This window comes from Arthrobacter sp. HY1533 (assembly GCF_027568515.1).
Lineage (GTDB): Bacteria > Actinomycetota > Actinomycetes > Actinomycetales > Micrococcaceae > Specibacter.
The window spans coordinates 270,908-297,401 of the sequence record NZ_JANKZF010000005.1 but is presented as its reverse complement, the minus strand read 5'-3'; the positions used below and the strand labels follow the sequence as shown (position 1 = coordinate 297,401).

Annotated in this window: 31 protein-coding genes; 28 read left to right on the top strand and 3 right to left on the bottom strand. The window is 62.4% G+C overall.

From position 1 onward, the window contains the following. Position 1 precedes the first annotated feature (1 nt). From rpsG to tuf, 3 genes are all read left to right on the top strand, one after another. Positions 2 to 472, top strand: coding sequence for a 30S ribosomal protein S7 (gene rpsG, locus PCK14_RS06180; protein ID WP_038464713.1), 471 nt, complete (start codon positions 2 to 4; stop codon positions 470 to 472). A 72-nt stretch (positions 473 to 544) separates the two neighbouring features. Then, positions 545 to 2,659, top strand: a complete 2,115-nt coding sequence (fusA, locus tag PCK14_RS06175) for an elongation factor G (RefSeq protein WP_269937577.1) — start codon at positions 545 to 547, stop codon at positions 2,657 to 2,659. A 162-nt stretch (positions 2,660 to 2,821) separates the two neighbouring features. Then, on the top strand, positions 2,822 to 4,012 hold the full coding sequence (gene tuf, locus PCK14_RS06170; RefSeq protein WP_110483667.1) for an elongation factor Tu: 1,191 nt from the start codon (positions 2,822 to 2,824) through the stop codon (positions 4,010 to 4,012). 82 nt (positions 4,013 to 4,094) lie between these two features. Here the strand turns inward: tuf and PCK14_RS06165 are convergent, their stop codons facing one another. Both PCK14_RS06165 and PCK14_RS06160 read right to left on the bottom strand, forming a co-directional pair. Then, positions 4,095 to 4,544 carry a hypothetical protein gene (locus PCK14_RS06165; protein WP_269937576.1) on the bottom strand — a complete coding sequence of 150 codons (450 nt, stop codon included), beginning with the start codon at positions 4,542 to 4,544 and terminating at the stop codon, positions 4,095 to 4,097. Positions 4,545 to 4,589: 45 nt separating this feature from the next. Next, a complete protein-coding gene (locus PCK14_RS06160; RefSeq protein WP_269937575.1) occupies positions 4,590 to 6,206 on the bottom strand; it encodes a WXG100 family type VII secretion target in 1,617 nt (538 codons plus the stop codon). A gap of 138 nt (positions 6,207 to 6,344) precedes the next feature. On the opposite strand from PCK14_RS06160, the gene PCK14_RS06155 reads away from it, so the two are divergent. Next, positions 6,345 to 6,896, top strand: a complete 552-nt coding sequence (locus PCK14_RS06155; RefSeq protein ID WP_269937574.1) for a hypothetical protein — start codon at positions 6,345 to 6,347, stop codon at positions 6,894 to 6,896. A 124-nt stretch (positions 6,897 to 7,020) separates the two neighbouring features. After that, entirely contained in the window at positions 7,021 to 11,202 is a 4,182-nt protein-coding gene (locus tag PCK14_RS06150) for a hypothetical protein (protein ID WP_269937573.1), read from the top strand. Between the two features lie 37 nt (positions 11,203 to 11,239). Here PCK14_RS06150 and PCK14_RS06145 read toward each other — a convergent pair whose 3' ends face one another. Further along, positions 11,240 to 12,529 carry an MFS transporter gene (locus PCK14_RS06145; RefSeq protein WP_269937572.1) on the bottom strand — a complete coding sequence of 430 codons (1,290 nt, stop codon included), beginning with the start codon at positions 12,527 to 12,529 and terminating at the stop codon, positions 11,240 to 11,242. A gap of 406 nt (positions 12,530 to 12,935) precedes the next feature. On the opposite strand from PCK14_RS06145, the gene rpsJ reads away from it, so the two are divergent. From rpsJ to map, 23 genes are all read left to right on the top strand, one after another. Next, a complete protein-coding gene (rpsJ, locus tag PCK14_RS06140) occupies positions 12,936 to 13,244 on the top strand; it encodes a 30S ribosomal protein S10 (RefSeq protein ID WP_003803825.1) in 309 nt (102 codons plus the stop codon). A gap of 17 nt (positions 13,245 to 13,261) precedes the next feature. Continuing rightward, the gene (rplC, locus tag PCK14_RS06135) at positions 13,262 to 13,912 is read left to right on the top strand and encodes a 50S ribosomal protein L3 (RefSeq protein ID WP_269937571.1); all 651 of its coding nucleotides are present in this window, start codon (positions 13,262 to 13,264) and stop codon (positions 13,910 to 13,912) included. A gap of 4 nt (positions 13,913 to 13,916) precedes the next feature. Further along, on the top strand, positions 13,917 to 14,750 hold the full coding sequence (gene rplD, locus PCK14_RS06130; RefSeq protein WP_269937570.1) for a 50S ribosomal protein L4, sunset domain variant: 834 nt from the start codon (positions 13,917 to 13,919) through the stop codon (positions 14,748 to 14,750). Next, positions 14,747 to 15,052: a 50S ribosomal protein L23 gene (rplW, locus tag PCK14_RS06125; RefSeq protein ID WP_131394257.1), complete on the top strand. Its 306-nt coding sequence runs from the start codon at positions 14,747 to 14,749 to the stop codon at positions 15,050 to 15,052. The genes rplD and rplW overlap by 4 nt, the downstream gene beginning before the upstream one ends. Positions 15,053 to 15,082: 30 nt before the next feature. Continuing rightward, on the top strand, positions 15,083 to 15,922 hold the full coding sequence (gene rplB, locus PCK14_RS06120; RefSeq protein WP_269937569.1) for a 50S ribosomal protein L2: 840 nt from the start codon (positions 15,083 to 15,085) through the stop codon (positions 15,920 to 15,922). Between the two features lie 12 nt (positions 15,923 to 15,934). Beyond that, positions 15,935 to 16,216, top strand: a complete 282-nt coding sequence (rpsS, locus tag PCK14_RS06115; protein WP_110105559.1) for a 30S ribosomal protein S19 — start codon at positions 15,935 to 15,937, stop codon at positions 16,214 to 16,216. 38 nt (positions 16,217 to 16,254) lie between these two features. Then, positions 16,255 to 16,620, top strand: coding sequence for a 50S ribosomal protein L22 (gene rplV, locus PCK14_RS06110; protein WP_113719163.1), 366 nt, complete (start codon positions 16,255 to 16,257; stop codon positions 16,618 to 16,620). Next, complete coding sequence (rpsC, locus tag PCK14_RS06105; RefSeq protein ID WP_038464685.1) at positions 16,621 to 17,469, top strand: 30S ribosomal protein S3; 849 nt, start codon at positions 16,621 to 16,623, stop codon at positions 17,467 to 17,469. It begins immediately after the preceding gene. After that, positions 17,470 to 17,886, top strand: coding sequence for a 50S ribosomal protein L16 (gene rplP, locus PCK14_RS06100; RefSeq protein ID WP_038464683.1), 417 nt, complete (start codon positions 17,470 to 17,472; stop codon positions 17,884 to 17,886). Positions 17,887 to 17,888: 2 nt separating this feature from the next. Further along, positions 17,889 to 18,212 carry a 50S ribosomal protein L29 gene (gene rpmC / locus PCK14_RS06095; protein WP_203312230.1) on the top strand — a complete coding sequence of 108 codons (324 nt, stop codon included), beginning with the start codon at positions 17,889 to 17,891 and terminating at the stop codon, positions 18,210 to 18,212. Then, complete coding sequence (gene rpsQ / locus PCK14_RS06090; protein ID WP_442864671.1) at positions 18,209 to 18,505, top strand: 30S ribosomal protein S17; 297 nt, start codon at positions 18,209 to 18,211, stop codon at positions 18,503 to 18,505. Before rpmC ends, rpsQ begins: the two co-directional genes overlap by 4 nt. 556 nt (positions 18,506 to 19,061) lie before the next feature. Further along, positions 19,062 to 19,430: a 50S ribosomal protein L14 gene (gene rplN / locus PCK14_RS06085; RefSeq protein ID WP_062286641.1), complete on the top strand. Its 369-nt coding sequence runs from the start codon at positions 19,062 to 19,064 to the stop codon at positions 19,428 to 19,430. Between the two features lie 3 nt (positions 19,431 to 19,433). Continuing rightward, entirely contained in the window at positions 19,434 to 19,796 is a 363-nt protein-coding gene (gene rplX, locus PCK14_RS06080; RefSeq protein ID WP_269937568.1) for a 50S ribosomal protein L24, read from the top strand. Beyond that, positions 19,793 to 20,377: a 50S ribosomal protein L5 gene (rplE, locus tag PCK14_RS06075; RefSeq protein ID WP_269937567.1), complete on the top strand. Its 585-nt coding sequence runs from the start codon at positions 19,793 to 19,795 to the stop codon at positions 20,375 to 20,377. Before rplX ends, rplE begins: the two co-directional genes overlap by 4 nt. A 103-nt stretch (positions 20,378 to 20,480) precedes the next feature. Then, entirely contained in the window at positions 20,481 to 20,879 is a 399-nt protein-coding gene (gene rpsH, locus PCK14_RS06070) for a 30S ribosomal protein S8 (RefSeq protein ID WP_269937566.1), read from the top strand. 22 nt (positions 20,880 to 20,901) lie between these two features. Continuing rightward, positions 20,902 to 21,438, top strand: coding sequence for a 50S ribosomal protein L6 (rplF, locus tag PCK14_RS06065; RefSeq protein ID WP_269937565.1), 537 nt, complete (start codon positions 20,902 to 20,904; stop codon positions 21,436 to 21,438). A gap of 2 nt (positions 21,439 to 21,440) precedes the next feature. Further along, on the top strand, positions 21,441 to 21,812 hold the full coding sequence (gene rplR / locus PCK14_RS06060) for a 50S ribosomal protein L18 (protein WP_269937564.1): 372 nt from the start codon (positions 21,441 to 21,443) through the stop codon (positions 21,810 to 21,812). Between the two features lie 26 nt (positions 21,813 to 21,838). Beyond that, positions 21,839 to 22,522, top strand: coding sequence for a 30S ribosomal protein S5 (rpsE, locus tag PCK14_RS06055; protein WP_442864670.1), 684 nt, complete (start codon positions 21,839 to 21,841; stop codon positions 22,520 to 22,522). Then, positions 22,522 to 22,734 carry a 50S ribosomal protein L30 gene (gene rpmD, locus PCK14_RS06050; RefSeq protein ID WP_203312238.1) on the top strand — a complete coding sequence of 71 codons (213 nt, stop codon included), beginning with the start codon at positions 22,522 to 22,524 and terminating at the stop codon, positions 22,732 to 22,734. Before rpsE ends, rpmD begins: the two co-directional genes overlap by 1 nt. A 1-nt stretch (position 22,735) precedes the next feature. Further along, a complete protein-coding gene (rplO, locus tag PCK14_RS06045; protein WP_269937562.1) occupies positions 22,736 to 23,215 on the top strand; it encodes a 50S ribosomal protein L15 in 480 nt (159 codons plus the stop codon). Between the two features lie 215 nt (positions 23,216 to 23,430). After that, positions 23,431 to 24,756, top strand: coding sequence for a preprotein translocase subunit SecY (gene secY / locus PCK14_RS06040; protein WP_269937561.1), 1,326 nt, complete (start codon positions 23,431 to 23,433; stop codon positions 24,754 to 24,756). Next, on the top strand, positions 24,753 to 25,331 hold the full coding sequence (locus PCK14_RS06035; RefSeq protein WP_269937560.1) for an adenylate kinase: 579 nt from the start codon (positions 24,753 to 24,755) through the stop codon (positions 25,329 to 25,331). Before secY ends, PCK14_RS06035 begins: the two co-directional genes overlap by 4 nt. Positions 25,332 to 25,444: 113 nt before the next feature. Further along, positions 25,445 to 26,281, top strand: a complete 837-nt coding sequence (gene map / locus PCK14_RS06030) for a type I methionyl aminopeptidase (RefSeq protein ID WP_269937559.1) — start codon at positions 25,445 to 25,447, stop codon at positions 26,279 to 26,281. Positions 26,282 to 26,494 lie beyond the last annotated feature (213 nt).

Below are 26,494 nucleotides of genomic sequence, written 5' to 3'. Positions count from 1 at the left end.
TATGCCTCGCAAGGGTCCGGCCCCCAAGCGGCCGCTAGTTGTAGATCCCGTATACGGCTCCCCCCTGGTCACTCAGCTGATCAACAAGGTTCTCGTTGACGGCAAGAAGTCCACCGCAGAGCGCATCGTTTACGGTGCACTCGAGGGTGTGCGCGAGAAGACCGGTGCTGATCCCGTTGTTGCCTTGAAGAAGGCCATGGAGAACATCAAGCCGAGCCTCGAGGTCAAGTCCCGCCGTGTTGGTGGCGCCACCTACCAGGTTCCGGTTGAGGTCAAGCCGGGTCGTCAGACCGCACTTGCCCTTCGCTGGTTGGTTGGTTACTCGAAGGCTCGCCGCGAGAAGACCATGACCGAGCGTCTGCGCAACGAAGTTCTGGATGCCTCCAACGGCCTTGGTGCCGCTGTCAAGCGTCGCGAAGATACCCACAAGATGGCAGAGTCCAACAAGGCCTTCGCACATTACCGCTGGTAACTAGAGCCGCAAGGATGCCGGCGGCAACCCCGCCGGCATCCTTTCAGCTCATCTCTAGACAAGGGAGAAACCGTGGCACAGGACGTGCTTACAGACCTTAACAAGGTCCGCAACATCGGCATCATGGCCCACATCGATGCCGGCAAGACCACTACGACTGAGCGCATCCTGTTCTACACGGGTGTGAACCACAAGATCGGCGAAACCCACGACGGTGCTTCGACGACTGACTGGATGGAACAGGAAAAGGAACGCGGCATCACCATCACGTCTGCCGCCGTGACCTGCTTCTGGAACAACAACCAGATCAACATCATTGACACTCCCGGCCACGTTGACTTCACGGTGGAAGTTGAGCGCTCCTTGCGAGTTCTCGATGGCGCCGTTGCTGTTTTCGACGGCAAGGAAGGCGTTGAGCCCCAGTCTGAGACCGTTTGGCGCCAGGCTGACAAGTACAACGTTCCGCGTATCTGCTTTGTCAACAAGATGGACAAGCTCGGTGCTGACTTCTACTTCACGGTAGACACCATCATCAACCGCTTGGGTGCCAAGCCGTTGGTCATGCAGCTGCCGATCGGCGTCGAGAGCGACTTCACTGGCGTTGTTGACCTGATGACCATGAAGGCCTTCGTTTGGGCCGGTGACTCCAAGGGTGACGTCACCATGGGTGCCGCCTACGAAGTCCAGGAGATCCCCGCGGATCTGCAGGAAAAGGCCGAAGAGTACCGCGCAGCCCTCGTTGAGGCCGTTGCAGAGTCCTCCGAAGAGCTCATGGAGAAGTACCTCGAGGGCGTAGAGCCCTCCATCGAGGAACTCAAGGCCGGCATCCGCAAGATGACCGTCAACTCCGAGATCTACCCGGTCTTCTGTGGTTCCGCATTCAAGAACCGCGGCGTGCAGCCCATGCTCGATGCTGTCATCGACTACCTGCCGAACCCGATTGACGTTGGCGCAATGATCGGTCACGACCCCCGCGACGAGGAAATCGAGCTCACCCGCGAGCCCAGCGAAGATGCACCGTTCTCCGCGCTGGCGTTCAAGATTGCAACTCACCCCTTCTTCGGCCAGTTGAACTTCATCCGCGTGTACTCCGGCAAGGTAACTTCCGGCACCCAGCTGATGAACTCGACCAAGGGCAAGAAGGAGCGCATTGGCAAGCTCTTCCAGATGCACGCCAACAAGGAAATGCCGGTTGACGAGATCCACGCAGGTCACATCTACGCTGTGATCGGCCTCAAGGACACCACCACCGGTGACACCCTGTGCGATCCGGCCAACCCGATCGTTCTTGAGTCGATGACCTTCCCCGCACCCGTGATCTTCGTTGCCATCGAGCCGAAGACCAAGGGCGACCAGGAGAAGCTGTCCACGGCTATCCAGAAGCTCTCCGCTGAGGACCCGACGTTCACCGTCAACCTCAACGAAGACACCGGCCAGACCGAAATTGGCGGCATGGGCGAGCTCCACCTGGACATCCTGGTGGACCGCATGCGTCGCGAATTCAACGTTGAAGCCAACGTTGGCAAGCCGCAGGTTGCATACCGCGAAACCATCAAGCGCGCTGTTGCCAAGCACGACTACACTCACAAGAAGCAGACCGGTGGTTCAGGTCAGTTCGCTAAGATCCAGATCGCCATCGAGCCCCTGGACACTGCTGACGGCGAGATGTACGAGTTCGACAACAAGGTCACCGGTGGCCGTGTTCCCCGTGAATACATCCCCAGCGTTGACCAGGGCATCCAGTCCGCACTGCCTGACGGCGTGCTGGCCGGCTACCCGATGGTTGGCATCAAGGCCACGCTGCTTGACGGCGCGTCCCACGATGTTGACTCCTCGGAAATGGCCTTCAAGATCGCCGGTCGCATGGCGTTCAAGGAAGCCGCACGCATGGCCAACCCGGTTCTGCTTGAACCGTTGATGGAAGTTGAAGTCCGCACCCCTGAGGAATACATGGGTGAAGTTATCGGTGACATCAACTCACGTCGTGGCCAGATGCAGTCCATGGAGGACGCAAGCGGTGTCAAGGTCATCAAGGCTCTTGTTCCCTTGTCCGGCATGTTCGGTTACATCGGCGACCTGCGGTCCAAGACCCAGGGCCGCGCTGTGTACTCGATGAAGTTCGACAGCTACTCTGAGGTTCCGAAGGCTGTAGCCGACGAAATCATCCAGAAGGCACGCGGCGAATAGTCGCACCTTTGCTTGGCGCCTGCCCCGAGTTTTATGCTTGGACAGGCGCCAGGCAACCAGCAATTTCTTAAACATAAAAAGCCCCCAGTAGACTTGCTACGACTCCAGAGGCGAAAAGCGCAGCTGGAAGCAAGTTATCTGAAAACGTTCTAGGAGGAACCCGTGGCAAAGGCAAAGTTCGAGCGGACCAAGCCGCACGTTAACATCGGCACCATCGGTCACGTTGACCATGGTAAGACCACGTTGACGGCTGCCATTTCCAAGGTACTGTACGACAAGTACCCGGATCTTAACGAGCAGCGTGATTTCGGTTCCATCGACTCGGCACCGGAAGAGCGCCAGCGTGGTATCACGATCAACATCTCGCACGTTGAGTACCAGACCGAGAAGCGCCACTACGCACACGTAGACGCCCCCGGTCACGCTGACTACATCAAGAACATGATCACCGGTGCTGCCCAGATGGACGGCGCTATCCTGGTGGTTGCTGCGACTGACGGCCCGATGGCCCAGACCCGCGAGCACGTTCTGCTGGCCCGCCAGGTTGGTGTTCCCTACCTGCTGGTTGCACTGAACAAGTCGGACATGGTTGATGACGAAGAACTCCTCGACCTGGTCGAAATGGAAGTTCGCGAACTGCTGTCCTCACAGGGCTTCGACGGCGACGAGGCACCTGTTGTCCGCGTTTCCGGCCTGAAGGCTCTGGAAGGCGACCCCGTATGGGTCAAGTCCGTTGAGGACCTGATGGACGCTGTGGACAACAACGTTCCGGACCCGATCCGCGACAAGGACAAGCCGTTCCTGATGCCGGTTGAAGATGTCTTCACCATCACCGGTCGTGGCACCGTTGTTACGGGCCGCGCCGAGCGTGGCACGCTTCAGATCAACTCTGAAGTTGAAATCGTTGGTATCCGCCCGGTCCAGAAGACCACGGTTACCGGTATCGAAATGTTCCACAAGCAGCTCGACGAGGCTTGGGCCGGCGAGAACTGTGGTCTGCTGCTCCGCGGTATCAAGCGCGAAGACGTAGAGCGTGGCCAGGTTATCGTGAAGCCGGGTTCCATCACCCCGCACACCGATTTCGAAGCCAACGTCTACATCCTGGCCAAGGATGAGGGTGGGCGTCACAACCCGTTCTACTCCAACTACCGCCCGCAGTTCTACTTCCGCACCACGGATGTTACCGGCGTCATCACCCTGCCCGAGGGCACGGAAATGGTTATGCCTGGCGACAACACCGAAATGTCGGTTGTGCTGATCCAGCCCATCGCCATGGAAGAGGGCCTCGGCTTCGCTATCCGCGAAGGCGGCCGCACCGTTGGGTCAGGTCGTGTCACCAAGATCCTCAAGTAGTCTTTAGACTTTCTTGATTTTCTAAAAGGAAGGGCCCCAGCTTCGGCTGGGGCCCTTCTTTTTTGTGTTCCCGGGCGGGCGGCTAGGGCTGGGTTGGCGCGATTCCGCGCACGATGCCCTCCACGAGGTTCGTGTCCAGGGGGCCGCCGTCGTTGACGGTCAGCAGGGTGATGCCGGCAAAAAGGCCCTCGTCCAGCAGGCATCCCACGAGCGTGGCCCGGCGGGGGACGGAAGCGGCGTCGCTGAAGGCGACCGAGCAGGCATAGCTTTGCCTGCCTTCCCCGGCAACGGTGCCCTGCAGCTCTTCCACGCCACCGAATTCGGTGATGTAGTGGCCGGCCATGGACTGGGTCCAGGAAATGATGCCGGACAGAGTGTCCGCGGCCTGGTCATCGCGAACCACGGAAACCACCTCACCCCGGGGCAGGCTGAACTGGGCGCTGAGGGGCCCTGCGGTGGGTTCGGCAAGGGGCTCGGCACCGTCGGGCAGGGTGATGTCCAGGCCAAGCCCGGTGGGAAATTGAATGCTCAAGATCTGGGACCTCTCGTGTTGGTGCGAAAAATGTGCTGTGCGGGGCTATTTCTGGGGTTCATACCGTGCTTCACCGCGAATGCCGTGGAAATCATCATCGTAGGGGGACTTGTGGGCGGTCCCGGCGTTGACAGTTGCCTCGCTCGTGGCGCCAACCTTCAGGCTCGCGACGCCGGAGTCGAAATCAACCACGTTGGTCTCGGCGGACACTGTTGAATCTAGCTGCGTCGTGACGGCCGAGGCGTGGTAGATCTCCTGCAGATCGCCTGCTGCCCCCACCACGTTGCCGCTGGCCAGGTTGCCCATGTAGCTCTCAACAAGGTGCCGGTTGGCATCTGTTGTGTACAGCTCCAACTGGACGGTTCCCTGGACGCCGGCCTTCGACTGGGCGCTGGGCCCTTCCGAGGGAGGCTTGGGGCCGAACATGTCTGCCATCGGGTCCGAGGCTCCGGCCTGGACTTTGACGGAACCTTCAACTGTGCCCTTGAGATTGATGGTCATTTTTTGGATGTCGCCGTCCTTGTCCATGGAGAGCTTCACCCCGGCTTCGCCGTTGCCGCCAAACTTCATGCCGTCGCCAAGGTCAAGTTTTGCTGTGACCTTGGCCGTTGCGCTGGCGGAGGAGGTGCCGTCGTCCAGGTTCTGTTCATAGGCGAGATCCAGTTTTGCAGAGGCGGAGGCGTCGCTGCTGACTTTGCCCTCGACGCCGAAGGACAGCGTTCCTTTGGCACTCATGTATTCCTTTGTGGTCCCGTTGTCCCTGGCGGCCTTGTCAAGTGTCCCTTCAATGTACTCGCCCGGATTCTTGACGGCGTCCGAGGCGCGGCTGAAGCTGTCCGGGGGCAGGGAGTTGAGCATTTGCTCGCGGGCGGCCAGCGCCTCCTGAAGGCTGTTGAACTTGTAGGTCTTGGAGAGTTCCCCGGTCAGCGTGGCATTGGCGCCGCCCTTGGTGCTCGGGGTGTTGACTCCGCCGCCGACGTCACCGCTGAGCTTCAGGCTGACGGAACCGTCGGCGTTCTGGATGATCTGGCTGGAAAGATGCGCCCCGCCGTGCACCCAGGCGAGCTGGCCGTCCACCCCGATCGTGTCCTTCTGGGCGTACATGGGGATGGATGCCTTGGCATTGTCCACGAGGATGTCCCGGGCTGCGACGCGCGCGTCCTCGGGCAGCTTGTCCTCCAGGGCCGCAAGGTAGTAGGCGTTGGGGATGCCGTCCCCGTCCTTGCCGTTGAGCAGTTCCTGACGCTGTTCTTCGCTGAGTCCGTTCCACCAGTCAGTGACTTCCTGCCCTGTCCAGGTGCCCATGCCTTCGAGCTGTTCCTGGAGCTCGCTCTTTGAGGTGCCTGTGGAGCCGCTTCCGCCGGACCCGCCAGGCCCTCCTCCCAGGCTGGACTCGGATGAGGCTTGTTCCTGCTCCCTGGCCTGGGCGTTGAGCCTTCTGGAGGTGTCCTCAAACAACTCACTGGCGCTCTTGAGTTGGGGGCGCATCCGCGCCGCCCACTGCTGGCGGAACTGTTGGGCGTCCGGACCGTTCCAGCGTGCACGCATGATGGTGGGGTTCAGGTCCCCTGCGGTGGTGTCCAAGACTGATGAGTACTTGCTGAAGAGCTTGGCCAAGGCCCTAAGCTGCTCCGGGTCAGCGCCGAGCATGTTTTCGTCCACGATTGTCCATTCGCTGAGGCAAAGCCGATCATGGCGCCTGCGCCACCTGTCCTGGCTGAAGTCTAGAAGATGGGGCACTGCGGCACGATGGGCACAATTGCCCATCGTGCCATTGTGGCCGGCGGATAGTCTGGATTCATGAGTGCTAACAAGCAACGGATCCCGGCAGGCACCCAGCGCACAGCTTCGATCATTGTCCTGGCCTTCGCCGCTGTGCTCCTGTTGTTCGGCCAGGGGATGCTCCAGGCCGGAAGCAGCGATGCCACAACCGCCAGGGAACTCCAGGCGTCCGGATTGCAGGGCACTGTCATCGATGCCCGGGCCAACGTGGTGCGTGCCGATGACGGCGAATGGCATGCCATGGCCGTGGAGTTGACGTTTGCCGGCAGTGAGGGGGACGAGCACACACTTGTAACCAACCACTTTCCCGCCTACCACCCGCCCGTCAATTCCACTGGCGGCTGGGTGGCGAATTTTCCCACGAAGGAGCAGATTGTGGGCCAGCCCGTCTCCTACCGCCTGGGCGAGCGGCCCGCCGTCGAGCTCGAGCGCGAATTGCCGGCCCTGGCCGGTGCACGCTGGGGTTTTCCGAACTACCTGGGATCGGCCCTCATGGTGATGGGCCTTGGCGCGGCCATTGGCGCAGTTGTGGGCCTGGTCCGGGCCGCCCGGCGCAGCCGCAAGTCGTAGCCCGCAGCCCGGGCAAGGGGAAGGCCGGGGGCGAAATGGGCAGTTATCCCCATTTGATGGATTTAAGCCCCATCGCCGTCGTTGCTGCCCTAAGCTTGGACTCAACCACCAGCAGGGGAGCAGCATGAACCAGAACCCGGATCCCGGCATTCCAGTGCCCCTTCAGCAGTCCCAGGCAGCCGCGGCAGAGGCCTACCGGACTGGCTACCTGGCAGGCCACCTGGCTGGCTGGCGTGATGCCCTGGCCGCACAGTCTGCCGACCCACAGGCTGCCGGCGCCCAGCCCGGGCTCCCGGCCCAGCTCCCATCCTCAATGCAGGCCCAGGTGGCCGCGGCACCTTCGCTGCCGGTGCCGCCCAATGTCATGCCGCAGACCCCCGTCCAAGGCGGCCACCCCGCCATGCCGCCACATCCAGTGTCCGCGCCGGCGGCACCCATCGCGCAACCCCACCTGCTGCCGCAGCCCCATCCGCTGCCGCAGCCCCAGCCGGTGCCCCAGCCGCTGCCGCTGCCTGGTGGCCCGTTCGCCGTGCCGCCGGGACAGATGCCCGGCGCCATGGCGCGGCAGATGCCTGCCCGGCAGGACCCGGCGGCCTTGGCCGCACGGAAGGCAAAGCGGGAAACGCAGAACATCAACATCAGCCTGTATGTCGCAAGCCTTCTCATGGTGGCGGCGGCGGCCCTGTTTGTTGGCAGCAGCCTTCCGGTCGCTGCCAGGCTGGTGGGCGTCTGGTTCGGCACGGGCTTGTTCTACGCAGCCGGACTGATCCTGCATGGCAGGGTCCCGCGGCTCCGGCCTGCGGCCGTGGCATTCACCGGGACCGGCTTGGCGATCGTCCCCTTCGCCGGCATCGCCAGCTACACCCTGGGTTTCCCGGACGCCCCGGGCGTCTGGCTGGCAACCTCACTGGTCGGCACGGCCGCCTATGCCTTTGCGGCCGTGCGCTTGAACAGCAGGCTCGTGGTTTATCTCTCCGTGGCATTCCTGCTCTCCGCCGCGTGGTCTTCGGTGGCCATTGTGGGAGCTGCATTGGCCTGGTACTTCGCCGCGCTCATTGTTTTCTCCGCAGTTTTGTCGCTCATGGGCATTCTCCTGGCACGCCGGGGCGGCGACACGGGGAAGGCCGCGTCGCTGTACGCCAAGCCGTTGCAGGACCTGGGGCCGTGGTTCGCGCCCACAGGTTTGGCCGGGTCCCTCTTGGTGGGCACCATGCTCAACGCCGGCGACCACCTCCTGGTGCTGCTGGCGGGCGTGGTGCACTTCGCCATCATGCTGCCTGCCGCAGGGCCGGCGTTGCGCCGTTGGAACTTCCTGGGCCTGCGCGCATCGCTGTCGCTGGCGGCACCGTTTGCCGGTTGGATGGTCCAGCCTTCGCTGGCCTGGGCCGCCGGAACGTTTACCGTGGTGTTGGCAGCCCAGGTCATTGCCATGGCCCACTCCCGTGCACGATTGGCGGCATACCTGCGCAGTGGCAGCTGGATCCGCTGGGATGTGGTCTCCTGTGTGCCTGCCGTGGCGGCCGGTGGGCTGCTGTGGAGCATTGGCCTGCAGTTGCAGGCCGCGCAGGACCGTGCGGATGGTTTTGCGGCGTGGGGACTGGCCGTGGGCCTGGTGGCGGCCATGGCGGTGGTGCCGGCAGTCCTGCCCCGGGGCGAATGGCTTCCGCTTCCGGCAGTCTTTGCGGTGCTGGTGTTTTCCCCGGCACTTGATGCCGGGGAGTGGTCAGCCTTGCTGGCCATTACCCTGGCCTATGCCGTGGCCCGTTTTGCCTGGGCGTCTGCCGGCGCGGCGAAGCAGGCCTGGCTGGTGGGTGCCCGCCTGCTGGTGACAGCGCTGGCAGCCTCGTGCCTGGCAGCCTTTGTTCCTGCCCAGCCGGGCAAGACGGAGTGGGTGATTGCGGCAATTGCCGTCCTGGCGGCGGTGCAGCTGCTTGCCGACACCCTGCTTGCCGGGCGCGGTGCCGCCAATCCATTCACGGGATACTCGGCCGCTTCCTGGATGGTTGTGGGCACTTCCCTGGTGGCGGCGTTGTCCGCTGCCACGTTTGGCGGGCCCCTGGCGGGGACGTGGGCCTCCGGATCCCTTGGGACACAGCGGGCGGCATTCCTCGCCGCGGCTGCCGCCATGGGCCTGTCGAGCGTGGCGCACTCCGTCGCGGCCCTGCGGCGCAGCCGGACTTGGGCCCCTGCCGAGCTGGCGGCCCCAATCTTTGGTGTCGTCGCGGCACTGGCCACAGCTCCTGTTTTTCACGCTGCGGGGGCATGCATTGCCTGGGCGCTCACCACTGTTTACCTCCTGGTGGGTGGCGCCCTTGTGCGAAACAGGCCGGACAGCCTGCACCGCCAGCTGTATTGGTGGGCTGCCCGTGCGGCCTCCCTTGCTTTGGCTGTGGCGCTGTTCCAGTGGTGGGCCGAATTTGATCCTGCAACGCAGCTTGCAGCTGCGCATGTGGGCCTCGGGTCGGTGCTGCTGGTGGCTTTCCTGCCCCAATTGGCGGTGCTCACGGCAACCGTGCTTTCAGGCCGGCGTCCCGCCGGGCTGGATGCGGACATTGCCGTGACGCTTGGCTTGGTGGTTGTTGCCGCAGCGATCGGCCTGCCGGATGCCGGCACGGGGCTGTGGACGGCCTTGGTGGCCGTGGCAGCAGCCTCCGCAGGCATGGCTGCACTGATGGTGGCCACGGGCCTGGCCCGTCGCCCCCTGCCAGCCGCTCAGTTCGCGGCGCCGGCGGCCCTGCTGTTCATGGCCTTGTGTTCGGTTCAGGACAGGGCCCAGTTGGCACTGGTCTTGGGATTCATGGCCGCGGCTTCAGGGGTTGTTGCAGCGCGGGCGGGCACACTGGTGCTGCGAAGTGTCCACTTCCTTCTCGCAAGGGCTGCCGTGACGGCGCTCATCGGCGTCCTGGCAGACCGGCTTTCCGGCGACCCGGCCGTGGTGACCCTGGTGCTGTGTGCCGCACTTGCGGCGCAACTGCCCGTGCAGTTCCTGGCCACAAGAACAGGCACGGCCGCTGCGCGCGTTGGCGAACCGACGCTTCGCTCGGCCAGCCTGTGGCTGCTGCTGGCGGGCCTGCTGGCACTGCCGCTTGCCTACCTCGCGGCGACGGGAGGGTTTGCGGCGCCGGGGACGGCGCTGCGTTCAGTGGTGCTGGTTGAGCTTGCCGTCTTGGGGCTGGCGGCAATCCTCGCCCAGGTGCTTCGGCTGCAGCGTGGGGCCTCCTATGTGGCCATTGCCGCCGTGGTGGGAGCCGCCGCCGTGGTGGCGCCCACCCTGTGGCCCGGGGCAACGGCACTGGCCCTGCTCGCCGTCTCCCTGGGGCTGATCGCCTGGCGCTGCTTCCACGCCCCGGCTTCCTCCGAGATGCGGTGGTACTGGCTGGTTGGCACGGCCGCCATGCTCATCACCGCACACCTCGTGGACGGGGAAGCTGCAACCGGCATTTTTGCCGGCATGTGGCTCGTGGCGGGGCTGGCCCTGCTGGCCGCGACCCAGCTGATGGAACTGAAGTGGCTGACCCTGCCGGGCGCCCTGTTGGTGTTCCTGGCCGCGGTGCTTTTCCGCAGTCAGGTGCTGGACCTCACCGGACGGCCCGGCTTCTCGGCCCTGGCCGGTTGCCTGGTGGTGCTGGGAACCCTGTATGTTGTCCGCCTGCTCCTGCTGGATCTGGCCGAAAGCCCATTCATCCAACGCGGTGCACTTGTCCCGGTTGCGTTGGCCGGCGGTGCCTTCTTTGCCCTGTGGAGCATGCTCGATGCGGACGCAGCCATCTTCGGGGCGGCGGCGTTCACGGTTGCGGCCGTGCTGGCCTGCCTTGAGGCGCCGGTGGCGCGGCGGCGGATGTTTGTGGACGCCGCCGTGGTGGTGTGCGCGGCCGTCTGGTTCTGGGCGTGCTCCACCTACGTGGACCTTGGCCCGTTCTGGGCTGTCCAGTGGTGTGCCATGGCCGTGGGGGCGCTGTCAGTGATCCGTTACGTGGGCAAGGCACCCCGGGCAGGCAAGCGGCTGCTGATGGCCGCCGCCGCGCTGGCCAGCCTGGGTGCATTCATGACCATCTTCAGCGGAGACACCGTGCAGCAGCTGGTTTCCCTGCTGGTGTTCGTGGCCCTGCTTGCGGTGGGCATGAGCCTGGACGAGCGGGTCTTCACCATCTGGGGTGCCGTGGGTGTGGCCACCGCCGTGCTCTGGTACCTGCGTAGCTTCACGTACATCATGCTGGCGCTTCTGGCGTTGGCACTCATTGGCTTTGCCATCTGGCGGCTGAACCGCAGGAAGCCGGCCGGAGGGGACGGCACAGTGGCGCCGTGAATCGCGGGGGAGGCAGCGGCGTCGTGCGCAGGAAGAGCTAGCGGACACCCCTGACCCGGGACACGGCCCAGGCGCCGGCCATGGCAGTCAGGCCGGAGACCAGGAACAGCAGGGTGAAGCCGCCCACGGCGCTGACCAGCAAGGCCCCGAGCATGGGGGCGAAGGCCTGGGGCACGGTCAGGGCAATGTTCATGATGCCCAGGTCCTTGCCGCGTGAAAGCTGGTCGGGCAGCACCTCGGTGGCCAGGGCCTGGTCCACGGAGAGGAAGCAGCCGTAGCCCAGACCCAGCAGGGCGGCACCAACTGTTGCAGCCCCCATGGTGGGGATGAACGCCAGGATCAGTGCGGCGGCGGCCTGCAGCACGGAGGCGCCGAACACAAAGGCACGGCGGCGGCCCAGTTTGTCGGACAGGCGGCCAAGCCACAGCGACGCCACGATCACGAAGACCATGTAGACGAGGGTCAGCTGGATCAGGGAGTCCTCCGCGTTGGGCACCTTGAGCCCGTACATGAGGAAATACAGCAGCAGGCTGGTGCCGAAGGCGTTGCCCAGGTTTACCAGGATGCGGCTGAGCAGGGTCCAGCCGAAGTCAGGGTGGAGGCGGGGACTGATCCACATGCCCTCCAGCAGCGACCGCCACGTCAGCGGGGCGACGATGCCAGGCGGCAGCACGGCGTCGGGCACCAGCAGCAGGAACGGCAGGCCCAGGGCAACGAGCAGGCCGGCCATGAGGGCGTAGCCGCCAAAGGTGCTCAACCCCAAGGTGGTGACCAGGACAAGGCCGGCGATGATGCCAATGGCCTGGGGTGCCGAAATCCAGCCGGAAACATAGCCACGCTGGTTGACCGGCACCTGGTCGGAGATCGCGGCCGTCAGTGCCGCCGTGAGCACGCAAAAGAACGTGCTCGCCAGCACCCAGCAGACGCCAATGCCCAGCAGCGAGGTCTGCAGGCCCAGAATGGCCAGCGAGGCCGCGAAGCCTGCCGTGCCGCCCGCAATCCAGGGGCGGCGGCGGCCAAACCGGGAGGTGGTGCGGTCTGACATGGCCCCTGTTAGCGGGTAGGCAACGAGCGCGAAGGCGCCTGACACGCCGGAGATCAGGCCGAAGCCCAGCACGTTCTGAACCCAGTCGGTGGTGCCCAGGAACTCTTCCACCTGCAGCGGCAGCAGCAGCTGCACGGGTGTCAGCTGGGCAATCCACACACCGAACCAGCTCAGGGCGAAGAAGAAGATCCAGCGGCCACCCACCCTGCGCGTTGGCACGGCGGAGAATTCCTGGCCGTCCGGGGGAGCGGGCAGGCGGTCGGCATTGGTGACTTTCCTCACGTCCGTAGCCTCTCACGGCTGTCAAGGCCCCGGATGGCGGCAGTGCGTGGCCAGTGCCACAGCACCCCGGATTGGTGTTTGGGCCCGTAATCCGGCATACTTATTGAGTTGTTCAAGTGCTTTTTCGTGTCCCGGTCGAGATAATGCTCGTCGCAGGGTCCAAGCTAAAGCCCAAACATGACCAATCCTTCGCATTTATGGTGCGGGTACGTGCGTGGCTTGCCGCGACACGCCCGACCGCGGGGGTCGGAGCTTCGATGGATTGAGGAACCCGGATTCATCCGGATTCAGTTCGTTGGAAGCGTGGCTGTGAGTGCCACATTGAACAGGTAAAAGTAAACAGCGTTTACGTCAACAGCATCGCTACTACAGGTTGCTTCGTTACAGGAAAGAGAGTCACGACGCCATGGCGGGACAAAAAATCCGCATCCGGCTGAAGTCATATGACCACGAGGTCATTGATGTTTCAGCCCGGAAGATCGTTGAGACGGTCACGCGCGCAGGCGCAACGGTAGTCGGCCCGGTGCCGCTGCCCACCGAGAAGAACGTTTACTGCGTAATTCGTTCACCTCACAAGTACAAGGACAGCCGCGAGCACTTTGAAATGCGCACGCACAAGCGTCTTATCGACATCATTGATCCCACGCCCAAGGCCGTCGACTCGCTCATGCGTCTCGACCTGCCGGCCGACGTGAACATCGAAATCAAACTGTAGGGAGGTGCTGAGAAACTATGACCGCGACCCGAAACACTAAGGGCATCCTGGGCACGAAGCTCGGCATGACCCAGGTCTGGGACGAGAACAACCTGCTTGTTCCCGTAACCGTCGTCCAGGCCGACTCCAACGTCATCACCCAGCTGCGCAACGCAGAGGTAGATGGCTACACCGCTGTTCAGATCGGCTACGGCCAGATCGATCCTCGCAAGGTCACCAAGCCGCTGGCTGGTCACTTCGAGAAGGCTGGTGTCACCCCCCGCCGCCACGTCGTCGAGCTGCGCACTGCAGACGCCGACACCTACACCCTCGGCCAGGAGCTCTCCGTTGAGATCTTCGAAGCCGGCCAGAAGGTCGACGTCGTCGGCACTTCAAAGGGTAAGGGCTTTGCCGGTGTCATGAAGCGTCACGGCTTCCACGGCGCCCCGGCTTCGCACGGTGCCCACAAGAACCACCGCAAGCCCGGTTCCATCGGTGGCGCGTCCACCCCTGGCCGCGTTTTCAAGGGTATGCGCATGGCAGGCCGCATGGGTGCCGAGCGCGTAACCACCATGAACCTCACGGTTCACGGTGTTGACGCCGAGAAGTCGCTGCTGCTGATCAAGGGTGCCGTCCCCGGCGCCCGCGGCTCGGTCGTCCTCGTACGCACCGCCGTGAAGGGAGCATAACCAAATGGCTACTGTTAAAGTTGACCTGCCTGCAGAGATCTTCGACGTACAGACCAACGTGCCCTTGCTGCACCAGGTTGTCGTAGCTCAGCTCGCTGCCGCCCGCCAGGGCACGCACAAGACCAAGACCCGCGCCGAAGTTTCCGGTGCAGGCCGCAAGCCGTTCGCACAGAAGGGTACCGGTCGCGCCCGCCAGGGCTCCATCCGCGCCCCTCACATGACCGGCGGTGGCGTTGTCCACGGTCCGACCCCGCGTGACTACAGCCAGCGCACCCCCAAGAAGATGAAGGCTGCAGCCCTGCGCGGCGCCCTCTCTGACCGCGCTCGCAACGGCCGCATCCACGTTGTTGCTGAACTGGTTTCCGGCTCCGCGCCGTCCACCAAGGCAGCCAAGGCAACGCTCGCATCAGTGACCACCCGCAAGAACCTGCTGGTTGTCATCGAGCGCGCCAACGACGTTGCAGCACTGAGCGTCCGCAACATCACCAACATCCACGTCGTTTACGTTGACCAGCTCAACACCTACGATGTGCTCGTTTCCGATGATGTCGTCTTCACGCAGGCTGCCTTCGAGGTTTTCGTCTCGGGCCGCGCCGCTGCTGAAGCCTTCGCTTCCAGCATGCTGCTGGTCGAAGACCTGGTTTCCGAAGATGCCGATGATGCCGCAGGCACCATCAAGGGCAACAAGGATTCCATGAAGTACCACGTGCCTGGTTCACGCTGGTACGACGCCACTGAGGCCGAGGTTTGGTTCGCAACGGTTGAGGAAGCCAAGGCCGCAGGCTTTGTTCCCGCCGGCGGCGAAGCTGCTCAGACCATTAAGGAGGACGGCAAGTGAGCGCCGTTACCATCAAGGATCCGCGCGACGTAGTGCTTGCACCCGTCGTTTCGGAAAAGAGCTACGGCTTGATCGACGAAGGCAAGTACACCTTCCTGGTCGACCCCCGCTCAAACAAGACCGAGATCAAGCTGGCCGTAGAGAAGATCTTCTCTGTCAAGGTCGACTCGATCAACACCATCAATCGTGTTGGTAAGCGCAAGCGCACCAAGTTCGGTTGGGGACAGCGCAAGAGCACCAAGCGCGCCATTGTCTCCCTCCGCGAGGGCACGATCGACATCTTCGGCGGTCCGCTTTCATAAGCGGAGACCACTTTAACGAGGAAATAAACTATGGGAATCCGTAAATACAAGCCGACAACCCCGGGCCGTCGCGGCTCGAGCGTTGCCGACTTCGCAGAAATCACACGGTCGACGCCGGAGAAGTCTCTGGTCCGTCCCCTGCCCAAAAAGGGTGGCCGTAACAACACCGGTCGTATCACGACTCGTCACAAGGGTGGTGGCCACAAGCGCCAGTACCGCCTGATTGACTTCCGTCGTCACGACAAGGATGGCGTCAACGCCCGCGTAGCTGAGATCGAATACGATCCCAACCGCACGGCGCGCATTGCCCTCCTGCACTACGTTGATGGAACCAAGCGTTACATCATCGCCCCGAACAAGCTCAAGCAGGGCGACTTCGTAGAAGCCGGTCCCGAAGCTGACATCAAGCCTGGCAACAACCTGCCGATGCGCAACATCCCCGTGGGTACTGTTATCCACGCTGTGGAGCTGCGTCCCGGCGGCGGTGCCAAGATGGCTCGTTCGGCTGGTGCCTCGGTTCAGCTCGTCGCCAAGGAAGGCAAGTTCGCCCAGCTGCGTCTGCCCTCCGGCGAAATCCGCAACGTTGATGCGCGCTGCCGCGCGACCATCGGCGAAGTTGGCAACGCTGAGCAGTCCAACATCAACTGGGGTAAGGCTGGCCGTATGCGCTGGAAGGGCGTACGCCCGACCGTCCGCGGTGTTGTCATGAACCCCGTTGATCACCCGCATGGTGGTGGTGAGGGTAAGACTTCCGGTGGACGTCACCCGGTGAACCCGAACGGTAAGCGCGAAGGCCGCACCCGCCGTCCCAACAAAGAGAGCGACAAGCTGATTGTTCGTCGCCGCCGTACTGGCAAGAACAAGCGATAGGAGCCTGGAGACATGCCACGTAGCCTGAAGAAGGGTCCCTTCGTTGACCAGCACCTCTTTGTCAAGGTAGCTCGGGAGAACGAAAAGGGTACCAAGAACGTAATTAAGACCTGGTCCCGCCGCTCGATGATCGTTCCCGACATGCTCGGTCACACGATCGCCGTGCACGACGGTCGCAAGCACATCCCCGTGTTTGTCACCGAGTCGATGGTCGGGCACAAGCTCGGCGAATTCGCCGCCACGCGGACATTCCGCGGCCATGTCAAGGACGACCGTAAGGGCAAGCGCCGCTAGGCGCTTGGCTTTACGGCAAAGACGAGAGAGAGATAGCAATGGAAGCCAAGGCAAGTGCGCGTCATCTGCGCGTAACGCCTATGAAGGCCCGGCGCGTCGTCAACCTGATTCGTGGCAAGCAGGCGAATGAGGCATTGGCGATTCTGAAGTTTGCTCCACAGGCAGCTTCTGAGCCGGTATTCAAGGTAGTCCAGTCCGCAGTGGCTAACGCCCGCGTTCTGGCAGATCGCGACAGCGTCGCGTTCAACGAGAACGATCTGTACATCAGCGAAATCTTCGTTGACGAAGGCCCCACCATGAAGCGGTTCCAGCCGCGAGCACAGGGCCGCGCGTTCCAGATCAAGAAGCGCACCAGCCACGTCACAGTGGTTGTCGCTACACCCGAGAAAGAGGAGGCTCGCTAAGTGGGACAGAAAGTAAACCCGCACGGGTTCCGTCTCGGGATCACCACGGACCACCGTTCACACTGGTTCGCGGACAGCAACAAGCCCGGTCAGCGCTACAAGGACTTCGTAAAAGAAGACATCCAGATCCGCGCACTCATGTCCACGGGCATGGACCGAGCAGGCATTTCCAAGGTTGAGATCGAGCGCACCCGTGACCGTGTACGTGTGGATATCCACACCGCACGCCCCGGTATTGTCATCGGTCGCCGTGGAGCAGAAGCAGACCGCATCCGCGGCGAGCTCGAAAAGCTCACCGGCAAGCAGGTTCAGCTGAACATCCTGGAAGTCAAGAACCCGGAAGCAGACGCTCAGCTTGTTGCCCAGGGCATCGCCGAGCAGCTGACCTCACGTGTGGCTTTCCGCCGCGCGATGAAGAAGGCAATGCAGTCCGCACAGCGCACCGGCAGCGTCAAGGGCATCCGTGTCGCTTGCGCCGGTCGTCTGGGTGGCGCTGAAATGTCACGCACCGAGTTCTACCGCGAAGGTCGTGTGCCCCTGCATACCCTGCGTGCCAACATCGATTACGGCTTCTTCGAAGCCAAGACCGTGTTCGGCCGCATCGGTGTCAAGGTCTGGATCTACAAGGGCGATGTCACGTCCAAGGAACTGGCTGCCCAGGCAGCTGCTGCTCCTGCTCGTGGCCGTGGCCCGCGTCGTGACGGCGATGACCGCGGAGCCCGCGGTCCCCGCGCCGGTGGCGACCGTCGTCGTAACGACCGTCCGGAGCGCACCGAGGCAGCTGCCGCGGTTGAGGCTCCTGTAGCTGCAGAGGTTGCAGCTCCGGCAGTAGAAGGAGGACAGGCTTAAATGCTTATCCCACGTCGAGTAAAGCACCGTAAGCAGCACCACCCCGGCCGTTCGGGCCAGGCAACCGGCGGCACCACGGTTTCGTTCGGCGAGTGGGGCATTCAGGCCCTCTCCCCGGCATACGTAACCAACCGTCAGATCGAGTCCGCTCGTATCGCCATGACCCGTCACATCAAGCGTGGCGGTAAGGTGTGGATCAACATCTACCCTGACCGTCCCTTGACGAAGAAGCCGGCCGAAACCCGCATGGGTTCCGGTAAGGGTTCACCCGAGTGGTGGATCGCAAACGTCAAGCCGGGCCGTGTTCTCTTCGAACTCTCCGGTGTATCAGAAGAGGTAGCACGCGAGGCATTGCGCCTGGCAATCCACAAGCTGCCGTTGAAAGCACGCATTGTGCGTCGCGAAGGTGGTGAGTAGAGATGTCAGTTGGTTCCAAGGAACTTGCCCCTGCACAGCTTGACGGGTTTGACAATGCACGTCTTGTTGAAGAACTCCGCAAGGCAAAGGAAGAACTGTTCAACCTGCGCTTCCAGTCGGCCACCGGCCAGCTGGAAAGCCACGGCCGTCTGCGCGTTGTAAAGCGCGACATCGCCCGCATCTACACGGTGCTGCGCGAACGCGAGCTGGGCATTCGCCCGGACGTGGTTGCCGCTGCACCCGTGGAGAAGGCCTCCAAGAAGGCTGACAAGGAAGCCAAGAAGGCCTCCAAGAAGGCTGAAACATCTGAGGAGGACGCCAAGTGAGCGATTCTGTAAACAACACCGAAAACGGCGCCGAGGCAGTTGTGCGCAACGAGCGCAAGAAGCTGCGCGGCTACGTTGTCTCCAACAAGATGGACAAGACCATCGTTGTTGAGGTTGAGGACCGCGTAAAGCACGCGCTTTACGGCAAGGTTCTGCGCCGCAACAAGAAGGTCAAGGCCCACGACGAAGAGAACACCGCCGGCATCGGCGACCTCGTAGTCATCAGCGAGACCCGCCCGCTCTCCGCAACCAAGCGTTTCCGCCTGGTTGAGATCGTAGAGAAGGCCAAGTAAGCAGTTCAACCCCTGGTTGAGCTTGCGAGCTAAATAAAGTTGGGCCCGTTGCCATTGCGGCAGCGGGCCCAACTTTTGTTTAAGCACGACGCCGGCAACCCGCCCCGACGTGACCTCGCCTTGGCCCGGGGCATCGCTCACCGAGACTGCAGATCATGCGGGTTTTCCGGCCCGATAGCCGCATTATCTGCAGTCTCGAATTTAGGTCCCGGCGGCGAATATGTGCCCGAACTAACGCATGTGGCAGGCCGACGGCGTAACGTGTGGTATCGCCGTCGTGCTAGGATTATTTATTGCTGCGCCTTTTCTGTGCCGCCGTTTTCGGTGGCCGCAACAGGTGCGCATATACCTCGTAAATGCCCGTGCCCCTACAAACTGCCGTTCGATCCGTGGACTTGTCCGCGCATCGGTGCGGAAAGTGCAGTTGGCATGACGTGTTTAGGCGTGTTTTGGCAAAATCCAGGCACGTCCAGAGACATCCCGAACAATACGTTCCGCAAGGCTTGTCCACTGATGGTTTGTGGCCAAGAACCGGCGCGACGAACAGGAGATACTAGTGATTCAGCAGGAGTCGCGGCTTAAGGTCGCCGACAACACGGGTGCCAAGGAAATCTTGACCATCCGCGTTCTCGGTGGATCTGGGCGCCGCTACGCAGGCATTGGCGACACCATTGTCGCAACCGTCAAGGATGCAATCCCCGGCGGTAACGTAAAGAAGGGTGACGTCGTCAAGGCTGTCATCGTTCGCACCAAGAAGGAACGCCGCCGTGCGGATGGTTCCTACATCAAGTTCGATGAGAATGCAGCTGTCATTCTCAAAGCTGACGGGGACCCCCGCGGTACCCGTATCTTCGGCCCGGTTGGCCGTGAACTTCGTGACAAGAAGTTCATGAAGATCATCTCGTTGGCTCCGGAGGTGCTGTAACTTATGGCAAAGATCAAGAAGGGTGACCTGGTTCAGGTCATCACAGGCGCCAAGGCTGAGCGTGGCGGCGACCGTGGCAAGCAGGGCAAGGTCCTGAAGGTATACACCGAAACCAACCGCGTGTTGGTTGAGGGCGTAAACCGCGTCACCAAGCACACCAAGGCCGGCCAGACCGATCGTGGCACCAACACCGGTGGCATCGAAATCGTCGAGGCACCCATTCACATCTCAAACGTTGCTGTAGTGGACCCGTCCACGAAGAAGCCGACCCGCGTTGGCTACCGCATCGAAACCGTTGAGCGCGATGGCCGCGAGCGTCAAGTACGCGTCCGCGTTGCCAAGACCTCGGGGAAGGATCTGGCATGAGCGCCGCAGTTGCAGAGAACACACCTAAGATCACACCCCGCCTGAAGACCCGCTACGCAGCGGAAATCAAGCAGGGCCTGATCGAGGAATTCAAGTACGCGAACGTGAACCAGGTCCCGCGCCTGGTCAAGGTCGTTGTCAACATGGGTGTTGGAGATGCCGCCAAGGACTCCAAGCTCATTGACCACGCCGTCCGCGACCTCACCGCCATCACCGGCCAGAAGCCGCAGGTCACCAAGGCACGCAAGTCGATCGCACAGTTCAAGCTGCGCGAAGGCATGCCGATTGGTTGCCACGCAACTCTGCGCGGAGACCGCATGTGGGAATTCCTGGACCGTCTGGTCACGCTGGCACTGCCCCGTATCCGCGACTTCCGCGGCCTCAGTGGCAAGCAGTTTGACGGCAACGGCAACTACACCTTCGGTTTGACCGAACAGGTTATGTTCCACGAGATCGACCAGGATTCCATCGACCGCCCCCGCGGTATGGACATCACCGTCGTGACCACTGCCAAGACCGATGACGAAGGCCGCGCGCTGCTCAAGGCGCTTGGCTTCCCGTTCAAATCCGAAGATAAATAATCTACGTAACAGGTCCGTTTTGCGGGCATGAGGAACTGAAACCTGGTTTCAGCTCCCCAAGGCCACGCGAAGGAAACCGTTACGAGGAAGGGCAAGCGCCCAAATGACAATGACAGATCCTGTCGCAGACATGCTTACGCGTCTGCGCAACGCAAACTCGGCACACCACGACACCGTGTCCATGCCGTTCAGCAAGCTCAAGGGCCACATCGCCGACATCCTCAAGGCACAGGGTTACATCTCTGCCTGGAAGGTTGAAGACGCTGAGGTTGGCAAGAAGATGACCATCGACTTGAAGTACGGTCCCAGCCGCGAGCGTTCAATCGCCGGCCTGCGCCGCATCTCCAAGCCCGGCCTGCGCGTTTACGCAAAGTCCACGAACCTCCCCAGCGTGCTGGGTGGTTTGGGTGTCGCCATCCTGTCGACGTCTTCAGGTCTGCTGACCGACCGTCAGGCTGCCAAGAAGGGCGTGGGTGGGGAAGTCCTCGCCTACGTCTGGTAGTAGAGAGAGAAGGGAAAGAACTATGTCACGTATTGGACGTCTCCCCATCTCCGTGCCTGCCGGCGTCGAGGTCAAGGTTGAGGACAACCTGGTTTCCGTCAAGGGCCCGAAGGGAACGCTGGAGCACACTGTTGCCAGCCCCATCATGGTTGCTCTCGAAGAGAACACCATCACCGTTAGCCGCCCGAACGATGAGCGCAACTCGCGTTCACTCCACGGTCTGACCCGTACCCTCATTGACAACCTGATCATCGGTGTCACTGCAGGCTACGAGAAGAAGCTGGAAATCGTTGGTACCGGTTACCGCGTAGTTGCCAAGGGCAAGGACCTGGAGTTCGCTCTGGGCTTCAGCCACCCGGTCCTCATTGAGGCACCGGAAGGCATCACACTGGCAGTGGAGAGCCCCACAAAGCTCTCTGTGTCAGGCATTGACAAGCAGCAGGTGGGCGAAGTTGCTGCCAACATCCGCAAGCTGCGCAAGCCCGACCCGTACAAGGGTAAGGGCGTACGCTACGCCGGCGAAATCATCCGCCGCAAGGTCGGAAAGGCTGGTAAGTAACCATGGCACTGTCCGTAAGAGGAAAGTCCAAGGCCGCAGCACGCGGCCGTCGTCACCTGCGCGTTCGCAAGCGCGTCAGCGGCACCACTGTGCGTCCGCGCCTGGTGGTCAACCGTTCGGCCCGCCACGTATTCGTCCAGGTCATTGACGACACCCGGGGCCTGACCCTGGCGTCGGCTTCGACCCTGGAAGCAGACCTGCGCGCATTCGATGGCGACAAGACTGCCAAGGCCAAGCGCGTTGGTGAGCTCGTTGCCGAGCGCGCCAAGGCTGCAGGCATTGAAGCTGTTGTCTTCGACCGTGGCGGTAACCGCTACCACGGCCGCGTTGCAGCGATCGCCGACGGCGCACGTGAAGGCGGTCTGGCACTGTGACCGAAAACATCAACAAGGAGAACACTGTGTCAGAAGCAACTGCAGCTGACGGTGCAGCCGCGAAGACTGAGACAGCTGCAGGCGCCGACGGCGCACGTGGCCGTGGCGGTCGCGACGGTGCTCGTGGAGGCCGCGAAGGCGGTCGCGACGGCGGCCGTGGCCGTGGCGGTCGCGACGGTGGACGTGAGGCTGAGAAGAGCCAGTTCATCGAGCGCGTTGTCAACATCAACCGTGTAGCCAAGGTTGTCAAGGGTGGTCGTCGCTTCAGCTTCACCGCGCTCGTCATCGTTGGTGACGGCAACGGCATGGTCGGTGTCGGTTACGGCAAGGCCAAGGAAGTTCCGGCAGCCATCGCCAAGGGCGTTGAAGAAGCCAAGAAGTCCTTCTTCCGCGTTCCCATGATCGGCAAGACCATCCCGCACCGCGTACAGGGTGAGGCCGCCGCAGGCGTCGTCATGCTGCGCCCGGCTGCAGCTGGTACCGGAGTTATCGCCGGTGGCCCGGTTCGCGCCATCCTGGAATGCGTTGGCATCCACGACGTGCTGTCCAAGTCACTCGGTTCCTCCAACGCCATCAACATTGTTCACGCAACTGTTGCTGCCCTGAAGGGCCTGGAAGACCCCAAGGCTGTTGCGGCTCGCCGCGGCCTGCCCTTGGACGAAGTTGCTCCGGCCGTTCTGTTGCGCAACATGCAAAAGGCAGGTCTGTAATGACTACACCGAAGAACATCCAGCCTTCCGACAAGAAGCTGGCAATCACGCAGATCAAGGGCGTCGTTGGCGCCAAGCAGAACCAGAAGGATTGCCTTCGTTCACTGGGCCTGAAGCGCATCGGTCACACCGTTGTTCGCCAGGCTGATGCAGTGACCGCAGGCATGATCAACACGGTCCCGCACCTGATCAAGGTTGAGGAGGCTAACTAAAGTGGCTGAAAAGAAGACTGCTGAAACTGTTGAAAAGCAGAACGCACTGAAGGTCCACCACCTGCGTCCCGCACCGGGCGCCAAGACGGCTAAAACCCGTGTTGGCCGTGGTGAAGGATCCAAGGGTAAGACCGCAGGTCGCGGTACCAAGGGTACCAAGGCTCGCTACCAGGTAAAGGCTGGCTTTGCCGGCGGCCAGCTGCCGCTGCACATGCGCCTGCCCAAGCTGCGCGGCTTCAAGAACCCGTTCCGCGTTGAGTTCCAGGTTGTAAACCTGGACAAGATCAACGAACTGTTCCCCGAAGGTGGCGTTGTCACCGTCGAGGCACTGGTTGAAAAGGGTGCCGTTCGCAAGAACCAGCCCGTGAAGGTGCTCGGCACCGGCGACATCACCGTCAAGGTTGATGTCACGGTCGACGCGTTCTCCTCCAGCGCAGTTCAGAAGATCACTGCTGCAGGTGGAACCACCACCGAACTGTAAAAAGTTCACAAATGCGCACATCAGGCGACTAGACTCTTGGTGGGCGGGACTCACGTTCCGCCCACCGGGAGTCTTTCGTTTTTGTGGACGCCTGCACGGCGCGACACCGGTTTTGAAAACAGTCACAGTTTCAATGCGAGCCGGGTCACCCACTAGACTCAATCCTTGGGCCTCACTTGAGTTGCCACATTCATCACTACACATCAGGAGGACGCTTGCTTACCGCATTTGGCCGCGCCTTTCGCACGCCTGATCTGCGACGCAAGTTGTTGTTCACGCTGGGAATTATTGCCATCTTCCGCATGGGTGCATTCATCCCATCGCCTGGAATTGATTACCGAAATGTCCAACAGTGCGTGAATGCTGCAAACACAAGCGAGGGCATTTACCAGCTTGTGAACTTGTTCAGCGGCGGCGCCTTGCTTCAGGTTTCCATCTTCGCCCTGGGCATCATGCCCTACATCACGGCGAGCATCATCGTTCAGCTGCTACGTGTTGTGATCCCCCGTTTCCAGGAACTGCACCTTGAAGGTGCACAGGGCCAGGCCAAGCTGACGCAGTACACGCGTTACCTGACCATCGCCCTGGGCCTGCTCAACGCCACCACCCTGGTGACGCTTGCCCGGTCCGGCCAGCTCTTTGCCGGCTGTGGCGCGGCAGGCACCGCAACCCCGTTGATCCCCAACGACAACCTGGTTGTTATCCTGCTGCTGATCATCACCCTGACCGCAGGTTCCGGCCTCATCATGTGGATGGGCGAGCTTGTTACGGAAAAGGGCGTCGGCAACGGCATGTCCCTGCTGATCTTCACGGCCATCGCCGCACAGTTCCCCACCTCGCTGGGTGCCATCCTCAAGACGCAGGGCTGGGGCACGTTCCTGATCGTGCTGCTCATCGGCCTGCTCACGGTTGCCCTGGTGGTGTTCGTCGAGCAGTCCCAGCGCCGCATCCCCGTGCAGTACGCCAAGCGCATGGTCGGGCGCCGCACCATGGGCGGCACCAGCACCTACATCCCCATCAAGGTCAACATGGCCGGTGTTATCCCGGTCATCTTCGCCTCCTCCATGCTGTACCTGCCGGCACTTATTGCACAGTTTGCAACGCCGGCCAACAGCACAGAGATCCCGGGCTGGGTCGAATGGATCAACAACTACCTCACGCGTGGAGACCACCCGTTCTACATGGTGATGTACTTCCTGTTGACCATCGGCTTCACCTACTTCTACGTCGCGATCACCTTCAACCCTGAAGAGGTCTCCGACAACATGAAGAAGTACGGTGGCTTCATCCCCGGTATCCGTGCAGGCCGTCCCACACAGGACTACCTGCAGTACGTAATCTCGCGCATCACGTTCCCGGGCTCGCTGTACCTGGGCTTCGTGGCCTTGATCCCGCTCATTGCGCTGGTCCTCATCGGCGCAAACCAGAACTTCCCGTTCGGTGGAACCTCGATCCTCATTGTGGTTGGTGTTGGTTTGGAGACGGTCAAGCAGATTGATGCGCAACTCCAGCAGCGCCACTACGAAGGGTTATTGCGATGACAAGAATGCTGATCATTGGGCCTCCCGGGTCCGGCAAGGGCACACAGGCGGAGCGCATCTGCGCCGAGCTGGACATTGTGGCCATCTCCACCGGTGACATCTTCCGCGCCAACGTCAAGGGCGAGACGCCCCTGGGCGTCGAGGCAAAGAAGTACATCGACAACGGGGACTTTGTGCCGGACAGCGTCACGAACCGGATGGTCCGCGACCGGCTGGCCCAGGACGACGTCGCCGAAGGGTTCCTGCTCGACGGGTACCCGCGCACGTCTCCGCAGGTCGATGAGCTTGACGACATCCTGGCCGCGGCGAAGGCCGAGCTGGATGTGGTTGTGCAGCTGACGGCCGACGACGAGGAACTCGTTACGCGCCTGCTGAACCGTGCACAGGAGACCGGCCGCAGCGATGACACCGAAGCAGTCATCCGCCACCGCCTGGATCTCTACCGCGAACAGACCGAGGTTGTGGTGGCCCGCTATGCGGAGCGCGGCATCCTGGCCAAGGTCGACGGTCTCGGTGACATGGATGACGTCACGGCACGCATCATGGAAGCCATCAACAAGCGCAAGGCCGCCTGAGCGTCCACAGCATGACCAACCGCTGCCGCCCCGGCGCACGGTTGTGAAGGAGGGCTCCTTCCCGCAGTATGGGAAGGAGCCCTCAAGCACGTTTACACCGAAAGGATTCCGCCATGGCATTCGGCCAGCAGCGAATCGAATACAAGACACTTGACCAGATGCGCATCATGCGCCGCAGCGGGCTCATCCTGGATGCCGCGCTGAAGACCACGGTTGCCGCCGTCGCCCCCGGGATCACCACGGGTGAGCTCGACGCCATCTTCGCCGCAGAGCTGAAGAAGGCCGGCGCCAAGTCCAACTTCCTGGGCTACCACGGCTTCCCCGCCACCATCTGCACCTCCGTCAACGAGGAAGTGGTCCACGGCATCCCCGGCAAGCGTGTCCTGGAGGCCGGCGACCTCATCTCCATTGACGGTGGCGCCATCGTCGAGGGCTGGCACTCCGACTCCGCCCGCAGCGTCATTGTGGGCGGGCCCGCCGCCGAGGACCCCGCCGACCGCCGCCTCAGCGACATCACCGAGGAAGCCATGTGGCACGGCATCGCCGCCATGGCCGGCGCCAAGTACGTGGGCGACATTGGCGACGCAATCGACGACTACGTCACCTCCCAGCCCGGCCCGGAACTGGGCATCCTGGAGGACTACGTGGGCCACGGCATCGGTTCGGCCATGCACATGCCCCCGGACGTGCTGAACTACGCCTCCAAGCACCGCGGCCCCAAGCTCAAGCCCGGCATGTGCCTGGCCCTGGAACCCATGCTGGTCCGCGGCGGCCTGGACACCATTACCCTCCAGGATGACTGGACAGTGGTCACCACCGACAAGGCCCGTGCAGCGCACTGGGAGCACTCCGTGGCCGTGCACAGCAAGGGCATCTGGGTTCTCACCGCGGCCGACGGCGGTGCGGAGCGGCTTGCGCCGCTGGGCGTCACACCGGTCCCGCTGGACTGATCCAGGCGCATTGCTGCGCCCGAAAACACGTGTGCCCCGGCCCGGACTGAACAGTCCGGGCCGGGGCACACGGCTTTAATGACGAGTTTTCCTCGCGTCCACCTTGCCGCCACCAGAAGTGGCAACATGCTCCGTAGCTTGGTCAGTGACACCGCAGGGACTGTCCGCCCACGGGCGGCCAGCCCCTCCGACCAACATCACTGGGGAGCACAA

Coding starts and splice junctions, on each gene's coding strand:
- rpsS (WP_110105559.1), top strand. CDS start 15,935: ATGCCACGTAGCCTGAAGAAGGGTCCCTTCGTTGACCAGCACCTCTTT.
- rplB (WP_269937569.1), top strand. CDS start 15,083: ATGGGAATCCGTAAATACAAGCCGACAACCCCGGGCCGTCGCGGCTCG.
- PCK14_RS06150 (WP_269937573.1), top strand. CDS start 7,021: ATGAACCAGAACCCGGATCCCGGCATTCCAGTGCCCCTTCAGCAGTCC.
- PCK14_RS06155 (WP_269937574.1), top strand. CDS start 6,345: ATGAGTGCTAACAAGCAACGGATCCCGGCAGGCACCCAGCGCACAGCT.
- rplD (WP_269937570.1), top strand. CDS start 13,917: ATGGCTACTGTTAAAGTTGACCTGCCTGCAGAGATCTTCGACGTACAG.
- rplR (WP_269937564.1), top strand. CDS start 21,441: ATGGCACTGTCCGTAAGAGGAAAGTCCAAGGCCGCAGCACGCGGCCGT.
- rplE (WP_269937567.1), top strand. CDS start 19,793: ATGAGCGCCGCAGTTGCAGAGAACACACCTAAGATCACACCCCGCCTG.
- PCK14_RS06035 (WP_269937560.1), top strand. CDS start 24,753: ATGACAAGAATGCTGATCATTGGGCCTCCCGGGTCCGGCAAGGGCACA.
- rplC (WP_269937571.1), top strand. CDS start 13,262: ATGACCGCGACCCGAAACACTAAGGGCATCCTGGGCACGAAGCTCGGC.
- rpsJ (WP_003803825.1), top strand. CDS start 12,936: ATGGCGGGACAAAAAATCCGCATCCGGCTGAAGTCATATGACCACGAG.
- rplP (WP_038464683.1), top strand. CDS start 17,470: ATGCTTATCCCACGTCGAGTAAAGCACCGTAAGCAGCACCACCCCGGC.
- rpmC (WP_203312230.1), top strand. CDS start 17,889: ATGTCAGTTGGTTCCAAGGAACTTGCCCCTGCACAGCTTGACGGGTTT.
- rpsG (WP_038464713.1), top strand. CDS start 2: ATGCCTCGCAAGGGTCCGGCCCCCAAGCGGCCGCTAGTTGTAGATCCC.
- rplX (WP_269937568.1), top strand. CDS start 19,434: ATGGCAAAGATCAAGAAGGGTGACCTGGTTCAGGTCATCACAGGCGCC.
- rplV (WP_113719163.1), top strand. CDS start 16,255: ATGGAAGCCAAGGCAAGTGCGCGTCATCTGCGCGTAACGCCTATGAAG.
- rpmD (WP_203312238.1), top strand. CDS start 22,522: ATGACTACACCGAAGAACATCCAGCCTTCCGACAAGAAGCTGGCAATC.
- rpsH (WP_269937566.1), top strand. CDS start 20,481: ATGACAATGACAGATCCTGTCGCAGACATGCTTACGCGTCTGCGCAAC.
- rplF (WP_269937565.1), top strand. CDS start 20,902: ATGTCACGTATTGGACGTCTCCCCATCTCCGTGCCTGCCGGCGTCGAG.
- map (WP_269937559.1), top strand. CDS start 25,445: ATGGCATTCGGCCAGCAGCGAATCGAATACAAGACACTTGACCAGATG.